The sequence below is a fragment of the Teretinema zuelzerae genome (genome assembly GCF_021021555.1).
In the GTDB taxonomy this organism is placed as follows: Bacteria; Spirochaetota; Spirochaetia; order Treponematales; family Treponemataceae; genus Teretinema; species Teretinema zuelzerae.
In genome coordinates, this window is the sequence record NZ_JAINWA010000003.1 from 514,267 (window position 1) to 524,491 (window position 10,225).

General features: G+C 55.7%; 8 protein-coding genes. 2 read left to right on the forward strand and 6 right to left on the reverse strand.

Annotated features, from left to right (window positions below; translation table 11 throughout):
• Positions 1-95: 95 nt before the first annotated feature.
• Both K7J14_RS09635 and K7J14_RS09640 read right to left on the reverse strand, forming a co-directional pair.
• Positions 96-767, reverse strand: a complete 672-nt coding sequence (locus K7J14_RS09635; protein WP_230755673.1) for a response regulator transcription factor — start codon at positions 765-767, stop codon at positions 96-98.
• Positions 768-796: 29 nt separating this feature from the next.
• On the reverse strand, positions 797-2,074 hold the full coding sequence (locus K7J14_RS09640; protein ID WP_230755674.1) for a sensor histidine kinase: 1,278 nt from the start codon (positions 2,072-2,074) through the stop codon (positions 797-799).
• A gap of 100 nt (positions 2,075-2,174) precedes the next feature.
• Between K7J14_RS09640 and K7J14_RS09645 the strand changes: the two genes are divergently transcribed.
• Entirely contained in the window at positions 2,175-2,969 is a 795-nt protein-coding gene (locus K7J14_RS09645) for a transporter associated domain-containing protein (protein ID WP_230755676.1), read from the forward strand.
• 5 nt (positions 2,970-2,974) lie between these two features.
• Here K7J14_RS09645 and K7J14_RS09650 read toward each other — a convergent pair whose 3' ends face one another.
• Together K7J14_RS09650 and K7J14_RS09655 are read right to left on the reverse strand one after the other, a co-directional pair.
• Positions 2,975-4,264: a threonine/serine exporter family protein gene (locus tag K7J14_RS09650; protein ID WP_230755678.1), complete on the reverse strand. Its 1,290-nt coding sequence runs from the start codon at positions 4,262-4,264 to the stop codon at positions 2,975-2,977.
• A 31-nt stretch (positions 4,265-4,295) separates the two neighbouring features.
• Positions 4,296-6,059 carry an HD domain-containing phosphohydrolase gene (locus K7J14_RS09655; protein WP_230755680.1) on the reverse strand — a complete coding sequence of 588 codons (1,764 nt, stop codon included), beginning with the start codon at positions 6,057-6,059 and terminating at the stop codon, positions 4,296-4,298.
• A 113-nt stretch (positions 6,060-6,172) separates the two neighbouring features.
• Between K7J14_RS09655 and K7J14_RS09660 the strand changes: the two genes are divergently transcribed.
• A complete protein-coding gene (locus K7J14_RS09660) occupies positions 6,173-7,372 on the forward strand; it encodes an NADP-dependent isocitrate dehydrogenase (protein ID WP_230758840.1) in 1,200 nt (399 codons plus the stop codon).
• Positions 7,373-7,390: 18 nt separating this feature from the next.
• Here the strand turns inward: K7J14_RS09660 and K7J14_RS09665 are convergent, their stop codons facing one another.
• The gene (locus K7J14_RS09665) at positions 7,391-9,082 is read right to left on the reverse strand and encodes a B12-binding domain-containing radical SAM protein (RefSeq protein WP_230755681.1); all 1,692 of its coding nucleotides are present in this window, start codon (positions 9,080-9,082) and stop codon (positions 7,391-7,393) included.
• A gap of 38 nt (positions 9,083-9,120) precedes the next feature.
• Positions 9,121-10,158, reverse strand: a complete 1,038-nt coding sequence (gene asnA, locus K7J14_RS09670; protein ID WP_230755682.1) for an aspartate--ammonia ligase — start codon at positions 10,156-10,158, stop codon at positions 9,121-9,123.
• Positions 10,159-10,225: the final 67 nt, after the last annotated feature.

The window sequence follows — 10,225 nt, forward strand, 5'->3', positions numbered from 1 at the left end:
TACGCAATGAAAAGCCTGTTGTCTTGAGAGTGGCCTCCCGAGATTTGCACGGTATCTTCGGGAGTTTTTCCCAAACATCGGGAGTTTAGGATGTTTTACATGCGCGAACCATTATTTTTCGCGTACACAACCAGTTCATACCGGTTTTTCAGCCCGAGCTTCTGATAAATAATCGAGATATAGTTTTCAACTGTTTTTAGTTTTATGCCCATCGTCTCCGCTATCTCCGCGTTGGTCATATTGCGGGATGCGAGACTAAACACCCTGCCCTCTTGAAAGGTCAACTGGTCGTGGGGCTGTTCGTCGGTTTGATCGTTGCGAAAGCTGAAGGTTTTACGGGTAAGCGCATAACGGGCCAGATGAATCTTCAGCGCCTGGCCGTCGAGATAGGGATTTCCCGTAAACACGGCATCCAAAGCGGCGAGAACCTCCTCTGACGGAGACGACTTTGAGACATAGGCAAGGGCGCCGGTCTGCAATGCGGTTTGAATATATTCCGCCGTTACGTGCATCGAATACATGATGCACCGCAAATCCCCCCGCTGTTCGAGCAGAGAACGTACCAATTCTATGCCGTCACGGTCCGGCAAACTTATGTCTATAATGGCGGCGGCCGGTTTAAATGACTGATCGGCAAAAAGAGCCCAGGTTTCCTTTGCGGATCCGGCTTCGCCTATCACCCGCCACTCCGAGTTCTGTTCGAGAAAGGATTTCAATCCCTCGCGAAGCATTGCGTGGTCGTCTACAAGCAGCACCGTCTTTTCCATATAACTCCATCCTGCGAAACGTTTTCGTGTTATTTTTTCGAATTATACAGGGGAATCGTCACCGAAACCGATGTGCCCCCCTCGATTTTATTCACGATCTCAAGCTCGCCGTTCATCAGCTTCGCGCGTTCATTCATCCCTTTTATGCCGTAGCGCCCGGAAAGTCCGCCGTCCAGAAAACGCCTGCCGATGCCGGAGCCGTTGTCCTCTACCAGAATGGAAAGGCGCGAATCTCCGATCAGAGTAAGCTGGACCAGAACCTCGGTGGCGCCTGAATGTTTACGCACATTGTTCAGGGATTCCTGAATAATGCGATAACAGTTAATGCCCTTATCGTTCGGCAGAACGATGTCGCCGGATACGAGGAAATGGCAAACCAGTCCGGTTTGGTCCCTGAATTTTCCGCATAAATCGGCTATCGCCGCTTTCAGGCCGAGGTGTTCTAATTCGGGAGGACGAAGCTCCTGGCAGACTTCCCTGATCTGTTCGACAGACCGGGATTCAAGAGCCACGATCGACGCCAATTCCGCCGATATCTGACCAGCGGGTATTCCCGAAGCCCCGGACGACGAGATTAACCGGCCCAGCGTGTCCGTTTTAAGGCGGATATACAGCAGATCCTGCGCGAGGGTATCATGAAGCTCCCGCGCCAGAGCGACTCGTTCGGCCTCCTGGGCGTGGATCATGCTTCGCGCGAAACGGGCCGTCACCGCCTCGCTTTGAAGAGACAGGGACAATCGGGATCTGAACAGCAGAATGATGAGAACTATGAAAGCGATCAACAGCACAAAAAAGGACAGAAGAACCACGTACTGGCGGGATTTCGCGGTCGCCATGGAAAGGCGTGCGGAAAGATACTGATTCATGAGCTGGTTAATGCGGAGCTCCGAGGAAAACAACGTTTCACGGGAAGCCGACTGGTCGAGGGAAGAGCGGAAATCCCATAAAAAAGAATCCAGCGCATAGGCGAAAGTCCTGAAGCCGTCGTCCTGCGTCCGTTGAAGTGAAAACGAATCCGAATGGCGATAATCGATGAGGGCGAGACGGAAACGGTCTATTCCCTTTTTGAGGGCTTCTACGTTGCCCTGCGTCTCCCACTCGGAAAAACAAGTCTGATACTCCCGCCATGAAAGGATGAGAGGATCGGGAATCGACTGGTGCTCCTGAGAAAAATAAAAGGAAACCGGAGTCGGCGGATATCGAGCAGGCTCAGCCGCATGGATGCCGGTAGAAAACAAACAAACCGACGACAGGGACAAGATGAGAAAAACATACAATATAGACCCTCGCGCGGTCTTTTTTATCATCCCGATATAATAGCACAAAAATCAAAATACAAGTATAACGGAAAGTGAAATCAAACAACGTTTCTTCGAAACGGCCGTAATCCATTCCGGGAGAAAACACATGAGCTGGCTACCTCGCATTAAAATTCGGGAAAACCGCAAATCCGGAGGGAACGCGCAGGACGCGATCGAAGCAAAGCCGGACGACATACTCATACCCTCGTCCCGCAGGCTCGGTTCCTGCATCACGCACCGGCCGGACATTGTCTGGATTGATAGCGATTCGACCAGGGAAGCGATACTCGCGAAAATCAGGGAATATCCGGGATACCATCATTTTCCCGTCTGTTCGGGCACCATCGATTCGGTTATCGGAGTTCTTCCGGTCCGCGATTTTCTGGATTCGCTGCTCATGGCCGAATGGCCCGCGCTGAAAACCCTCGTCAGAAAGCCGCTGTATCTTCCGGAAACGGTCAGCATCCGCAAAGCCCTGCTGCTCCTCCAGGAATCCCGATGCAGGATGGCCTTCATCATCGATGAATACGGCGGGATCGAGGGACTGGTCACGAGAAACGGACTTATCAGCGAGCTTATCGAAGAAACCTCGGCCGATCTAACCGCGAGCGACCCTGAAATACATGAAAGAAGCGACGGAAGCTACCTCATCGGCGGCCAGGTGCGTATGGAGGAAGTGTCGTCCGTCATCGATCTTCCCCCGACCGCGCGGGAAGGCCACGAGTACTATACGCTCGCCGGATACATACTCTCCCTGAACGGGAGCATTCCCAAAACGGGAGACATCATCGAATCGGGGGCCTGGAGATGCGAAATCGTGGACATGGACGGCCACCGCATCGATAAGGTGCTGATCTCGAAAATTCCCGGCTTCGACGGCGAAGAGGATGTGCCGGAATAAGGCCGCTACAGCTTTCGCTGGCGGAATCGCGAAACAAGGCGGGCAAGGGACGAGGCGATAGCGATGCCTACCGCTATGGATGCCGCTGCGGTAAGGGTGCTGAACGCTTTCTGGGCGGCCGCGTCCCCATGGCCGAGCACCACCTCGAACATGGTCTGATACATCCCGCCGCCGGGTACGAATGGAATAATACCCGGCACGATGTACACAGTCGCCGGTTTCCGCGCTACGACCGCGGTGAATTCCGCGCAGAGCCCGACTATGAGCGCCCCTGACAGATATCCGGCAAACTGATTTCCCAATTCATGAGACACGAACAAATACACGATCCAGCCTGCCGCTCCGAATAGGGCCGCCCACAGAATGTCGTAGCGGGTTATATGGTAAAACCAGGCGAAAGCCGCCGTCGCGAGAAAGGCCAGGGCGAAGGAAGCCGGAGGCGCCGTAAGATAGGTCAGATCGGAAACTCCCGGAAGCGAGGGAATGAGAAGCAAGCCGCCTGCCGCTCCGAGGGAGAGCGCTGAAGCGATGACGAAGGCTTCCAGAAGCCGGGCGGAGCCCGCGACAAGGTCCCCGGATATGATGTCCCGAATCGCGTTTACAATGGCGAGGCCGGGCACCAGGGTCATCAAAACCGAAATGCTCACGTTGCCCGCCCCGGGAACCAGCGCCGAGAGGGCGGCGAGGCCGGAAGCGAGAGACACCATCAGACCGCCGATGATGGTGACGATGAAGCTCGAAAGCCTGAGGCTGTTCAGGGCGAACAGAAGAACGCGCAAGCAGGCGCCGATTACAAACGCGCAGGCTGCCTCGGCCGGAGACCCGTTGAACATGAACGAAAAACAATAACAGGAGAGGGCGGTAGCGAAGATGACTCCCGCCTTGCCGTGGAGAGGTTCGTTCCTGATTCGCCGAAGCACCGTTTCGGCCTTTCTCAAATCGGCCGGACGGTCCCGATGATCGACAAGGCGGTGCGAAAGTTCGTTCACGCGGGCTATGCGGCCCAGATTGATGGAGCGGTCCTGAACCCGTTCGATCCGGGTGCGGCTTTGATTGCGAGAATCCACGCAGGTCAGCATGACGACAGTGGGCGTTACGAAGGCAGAAGCATGGGCCGCCCCGAGAGAACAGGCGACGGTTCCCATCGTTTCCTCGGCCCGATAGGTTTCGCCTCCGCTTTGAAGGATAATCAGGCCGGAGTCGAGGGCTATATCCAGAATTCTGTCTTCGTTAGTGCGAATTCCGTCGGTTTGAGCGGAGTGCGTATCTGTATCCGTGCGCGTAGTTTCAGGCATGGTTATTTTTACGCCGAGCGGCAGGCTCGGGTCAATCGGGTTGATCCTTATACATCGCGCCGATTTCCCTGAAAACGGTCTCGACTTCCAGAAAAGCCGTTACTACGTCCGGATCGAACTGGGTTCCGCTTCCTTCGCGGATGATCGAAACGGCCAGCTCGTGGTCGTAGGCATGCTTGTATACCCGAACGGTCGTCAACGCGTCGTACACATCCCCAATGGCCATAAAGCGCGCTTCAAGCGGAATGGCGGTTTCGCGCAGCTTTTCAGGGTAGCCCCGCCCGTCCCAGCGTTCATGATGGCTATATACGATGGCGAGAGCCGTCCGCATAAAAAGCGGGTCGCCCATCTCGACATCGACTCGCTCGAGAGCTTCCTTCCCGTATACGGTATGCTTTTTCATTATTTCAAACTCTGCTTCGCTCAGTTCTCCGGGCTTCAGGAGGATGTGGTCGGGAATGGCTACCTTTCCGATGTCGTGAAGAGGAGCGCACTGCACCATCAACGCGACATAATTGGAATCGAGCCGGCGGTCGGGAAAACGCTTCATATACGCATTCGCCAGCACGTCGATGTATTTTTGCGTGCGCAGAATGTGAAGGCCGGTTTCATTGTCCCGCTTTTGCGCCAGCGACGCGAGACTCGAAACCACCAGAAATTTCGTTTTTTTCAGCTCGTCATGTTCCCGGTGGATAGCTTCGACCAGATTATTGTAGCGATCCTGAAAGTCGGCCAGTTCGCCGGCGCATTCGACGTATATCCGGGACGGATCCGCGGAAGAGCCGGATATTTCCAGGGCGAGAGACATGGTGCGCAGAGGAATCAGAACCCAGCGCCGGGTAACGAAGAGAGCGACGAAGAAGGAGAGAAACAAAACGCCGCTGAGCAGCAAAAAACGCGCGCGCATGACGGAAGAGACTTCCGACTCGACGGCATCAAGCGGAAGCCATGCAGAAAGACGCCCCAGCGGTATGCCGACTTCAAGAGAAAATCTGTACCACTCCTCGTTCTTCTCTATTTTAAACGGACCCGAGGACGAGAGCGTTGCGAATCTGTCGGATACACCATCCATTCCGGAACGGGAATCGTTTCCCGATATCAAGACCGTATTCTGATGGTCGGTAATCTCGAGAAAACCGCCATGAGGAAGAAACTGTTTTTTAACGCGGCGCGACAGCTCCTCCAGGGTTACGTCGATTCCAATTACGCCGAATACGGTCCCGGTCGAATCCTGAAGAGTCCTGACGACTCCGATGTTCACGTCCGTATTCGTTACCGATTGATACGGCCGAGTGAAAACGACGACTCCCGGCTGTTCGACGGCGCTCCGATACCAGGGACGCGAGCGCGGATCGTAACGGCTCGTTCTGGTGCGGGGATGAGAGCGGACGAAGGCGCCGTTTTCGCGGCCCATATACACGGAACTCACGGCGGGATGGCTCGACTTCCAGGAGGAAAAGGTTTCTATGATGCTTAATTCAGCCTGCGAATACTCGTACTTGAAAGTTTCAGGATCGGCGTAGAGAAAAGAAGTGAAAGACTCGTCGTTTCTATTTCGTACGGCGGGGCAGGACGAAAGGAATTGCAATCCTTCGGCGAGGGATTTGAAGAAAAAATCCATATCGGTCCGGGTATCTTCCAGCTGGGTAACATACTGGTCCGAGTAACGGGAAAACACCTCGTTCCGCACAGATACATCGGTTTGGATGAACAGAATTGCGGTTAAAAACGCATACGACAGAATAAAGGCCGCCATGAGACGGATATTGAGCGACTGCTGTTTATTTATTTTCATTCTGCGTGAAGTATTGTCCGGTCCGCCCGGGTTGTCAAACCTTGCCGAAGGCCGAAGATTCCGGTACACTCGGAAAAACTGCTGCGAAAACTCACTTACACAAGGAATGCATGATGGCCAAGATTGCGATGAAAAATGCTATCGCCGAACTTGACGGCGACGAAATGACCCGCGTCCTGTGGGGCGTCATAAAAGAAAAGCTGATACTGCCTTTTGTCGATCTTAAGGCGGAGTACTTCGATCTCGGCCTGAAGGCCAGGGACGATTCCGACGACCGCATCACCTACGAATCCGCGGAGGCCATCAAACGGCTCGGAGTCGGCGTCAAATGCGCTACCATCACCTCGAACGCCGCGCGCGTGGAAGAATACAACCTCAAACAGCTTACCCCCAGCCCGAACGGAATCATCCGGGCTGAACTTGACGGCACCGTATTCCGCAAGCCCATCCTGGCCGCAAACATCAAGGGAACCGTTAGCTGCTGGCAAAAGCCGCTCGTACTCGGCCGCCACGCCTACGGCGACGTCTATAAAAACTGCGAAATGTCCGTCGACGGCCCGGGAAGGGCAGAACTCGTGTTCACCGCGCCCGACGGCACGGTAACCCGGAAAACCATCATGGAAATGAAGGGGCCGGGAGTGCTTCAGGGCATGCACAACCTCGACTCCTCGATAGAAAGCTTCGCGCGGGCGTGCTTTTTCTACGGGCTTTCCGAAAAGATCGACGTCTGGTTCGCGACGAAGGACACTATTTCCAAAACCTACGACGGCAGATTCAAGGAAATTTTCCAGAAAATCTACGACGCTGAATTCAAAGCCCGCTTCGAGGCCGCCGGAATCGAGTACTTCTACACCCTCATCGACGACGCCGTCGCCCGCGTCATGCAGTCGAAGGGCGGCTTCCTGTGGGCCTGCAAGAACTACGACGGAGACGTCATGAGCGACATGGTCGCCTCCGCCTCGGGCTCTCTGGCGATGATGACGAGCGTCCTGGTCTCGCCCGACGGAAAGTTCGAATACGAGGCGGCTCACGGCACTGTTCAGAGGCATTACTATAAATATCTCAAGGGCGAAAAAACCTCGACGAACCCGGTCGCCCTCATATTCGCCTGGACCGGAGCGCTCGCGAAGCGCGCAGAGCTCGACGGCACCGCAGACCTCGCCGATTTCGCCGCGCGACTCGAGAAAGCGACCCTCGGATGCATCGAAGACGGAATCATGACCGGCGACCTCGCGAAGATCGCCTCTCCGGCTGCAACGGAAGTGCTGGATAGCTGGCAGTTCATCGACCGCATCGCTGATCGCCTGAAGTAACAGGAGTTTCCGGCCGCCCTATTCTATCTCGATATCAGGGCCTTCGGGCCCCGGAAACACGGTAACCTCGCAGGCTTCCATGCACACATTCTCGAGGAAAAACTCAAGATCCATCGCGTCGCCTGAAAACAGATCCTCCGGATGCCAGGAAAGCTGCAGGCGCGAGGTTTCGCCTTCCGCTAACGCCCGGGTCCAGGCGCCGTTGAGGGCTACAATGTCCGCCATGAGATTCTCCAGCGACCCCTTCCCTTTTTCCCTCAGCTTCGTTCGGCAGAATTCGATTTGCATCGCTTGGGCCTCCGCATGAGAGTATTCGCGGCTTCCGTCGTCGCCCGAGGACGCAAGATAGGCGCTGAAGTCCTGGAAGAACTGGGAGGGTTTGAGCTTCAATACGCGGAGAAGGGATAAAAACCAGGTGACGGCGCGGCCCTGCGAGTAAAAAACGTCGCAAGCGCGGGCGAGAGAAGCGGCCTTCGCAAGATCCTGAGGCGCGCATTTCGACGTGGATTCGACCGAATACGGCGGATCCTTTTGAAAAACCAGGCCGAGGGCGGAAGCGTCGTCGTATAGCGCGGTTCCGGGAAGAACGGAAAGCCTGAAAATTTCCAGATTGTTGGGATACAGGGATATTGCGTAATCGAGCGAGGTGCGGAACGAGGAAAGAGTGTCGCCGGGGAGGCCGTACATAAGATCAAGGCCGAAGACAACGCCCGAGTCGTTGAGCATCGCTATGCGGCGGGAAAAGGTCTTGAGATCAGAAGGGCGGTTCACCGCCTTCAAAACATCGGGATTCGAGCTCTGAAGACCGATTTGCAGGGAACAGGGAATACGAGAAAAGGCGTTCACCAGATCTTTGTCGAGGAGCTCCGCGCGCACCTCGAAATGGAAATGAATCCCGCTTGTCTTTTTTTCGATCAAATCCAGCAATTTGAGCGCGCGGTCCCGCGAAGCGTTGTAGGTGGGGTCGAGCACGAACACCCGTTCGACTCCGTTTTTCGTAAAATGCTCGAGTTCCTTTTCCAGCCGCTCCAGAAGAAAGGCCCGGATGCGCTTTTCTCCGCGGGACTCGTAGCAGTACGAGCAGGAATACGGACAGCCGCGGGCGAGCTCCCAGAGAGCGCCTCGATGCGCGGAAAAGCCTTCGCAGGCGGAAAGGGTTCCGTCGAGCCAGGGAGAAGAAAGCTTCGCGGGATCCGTTGCGACGCAGCGGTTAGGCGCGAGGACGGACTCGGAAACGGATTCGCTTTTTCTCCAGGCGGTTAACAGGGCGACCGCCGAGGACTCGCCTTCTCCCGAAAGAAGATAGCGGAAGGGATGCTTGAGCGAGGCGACAATTCCCGAAGTCACCTCCGGACCGCCGGCGAACAGCAGAATGTCGGGACGGAGGGAGGAAAGCGCGCGAGCGGCCGCTTCAAGGGCGGGCCGGCTCCACACATAGAGGGAAAAGCCGACTGCCGCGGGAGTACCGTCGTTCGGCAGGAGGGAAGCTAAGGATTCCGCGATGAGAGCGCCCTGCTCTGCGGCGGTTTTACCTGCCAACTGAGGGCTTTCCATGCAGAAATCGCTCAGAACTGGATGAACGCAACCGGATAAAAAGGTGTCGGCCTTTACGGCGGAAGCGATGCAGGCGGCTCCCAGGGGGAGCGCCTGAAACGAAGATTGGACTTGCAGCGAGACAAAGGCCGCGACTGCTTTCGGGGTTGCATTCATGGCCTGAGTCTACACCGGAAGAGAGCGTTTGGAAAAGATCACAACAGGGGGATGCCCGCCTGAGCGCAGGAGTCCTTCATCTTGTCCGGCCATACGGAAACCTGGGTTTCTCCGATATGGGCCTTCCTGAGGAAGAACATGCACAGCCTCGACTGCCCGATGCCGCCGCCGATGGTGAGAGTCAAACCGCCGGACAGAAGGGTTTTATGGAACCACAGCTCGGCGCGTTCAGGGCAGCCGCGGTATTCAAGCTGTTCCTTGAGCGTTTCGGGGCTTACCCGGATGCCCATCGAAGACAGCTCCAGCGCCTGTCCGTGGACCTTGTTCCATACCAGCAGGTCGCCGTTCAAACCGCGATTGCCGTTCCCGGTCTCGGTAATCCAGTCGTCGTAGTCGGGAGCGCGTCCGTCGTGGAGGCTGCCGTCCGCCAAAGCGTGTCCGATGCCGATGATGAAAACGGCCCCGTGCTTGCGGCAGATTTCCGTTTCCCGTTCCTTCGCCGTCATTCCCGGATACATCGCGAAAAGATCCTCGGCGTGGATGAAGGTTATTTCCTCCGGCAGCTCGGGCGCGATGCCCGAATAGTTATCGTAAATAAAGAACTCGGTCCGTTTGAGACAGCGGTATATTTTCCGTACGACGTCGCGAAGGAAATCGATGGTACGATCGGTTTCGTTCAAGGCCATCTCCCAGTCCCATTGATCGACATAGAGCGAATGGATGTTGTCCAGCTCCTCGTCGGCCCGGATGGCGTTCATGTCGGTGTATATGCCGAAGCCGCGCGGCAGGCCCATTTCGGTGACCTTCACCCGCTTCCACTTCGCCAGCGAGTGGACGATCTCCAATTCCTGTTCGTTCATATCCTTGACGGGAAAATGAACCGGTCGCTCCACGCCGTTCAGGTCGTCGTTCAAACCCTTGCCCTTCGGCACGAATAAAGGGGCGGTCACTCGGGTGAGATTCAATTCGGTCGACAACGCAAGCTGGAAAAAATCCTTGATCCTGACGATGGCCTGCTCGGTTTCCTTGACGGAAAGAAGGGGTCGATACCCGGCGGGAACAAACAATTGCGACATACAATACACCTCGATAAGAAATTGGATACAGAGCTGGTATTCTACCGCACAGATTCGGGCTGAGTCC

What these genes read in the sequence shown, in the direction of transcription:
- K7J14_RS09650 (WP_230755678.1), bottom strand. Translation starts at nt 4,264, where the DNA reads ATGCCTGAAACTACGCGCACGGATACAGATACGCACTCCGCTCAAACC.
- K7J14_RS09635 (WP_230755673.1), bottom strand. Translation starts at nt 767, where the DNA reads ATGGAAAAGACGGTGCTGCTTGTAGACGACCACGCAATGCTTCGCGAG.
- K7J14_RS09660 (WP_230758840.1), top strand. Translation starts at nt 6,173, where the DNA reads ATGGCCAAGATTGCGATGAAAAATGCTATCGCCGAACTTGACGGCGAC.
- K7J14_RS09645 (WP_230755676.1), top strand. Translation starts at nt 2,175, where the DNA reads ATGAGCTGGCTACCTCGCATTAAAATTCGGGAAAACCGCAAATCCGGA.
- asnA (WP_230755682.1), bottom strand. Translation starts at nt 10,158, where the DNA reads ATGTCGCAATTGTTTGTTCCCGCCGGGTATCGACCCCTTCTTTCCGTC.
- K7J14_RS09665 (WP_230755681.1), bottom strand. Translation starts at nt 9,082, where the DNA reads ATGAATGCAACCCCGAAAGCAGTCGCGGCCTTTGTCTCGCTGCAAGTC.
- K7J14_RS09640 (WP_230755674.1), bottom strand. Translation starts at nt 2,074, where the DNA reads ATGATAAAAAAGACCGCGCGAGGGTCTATATTGTATGTTTTTCTCATC.
- K7J14_RS09655 (WP_230755680.1), bottom strand. Translation starts at nt 6,059, where the DNA reads ATGAAAATAAATAAACAGCAGTCGCTCAATATCCGTCTCATGGCGGCC.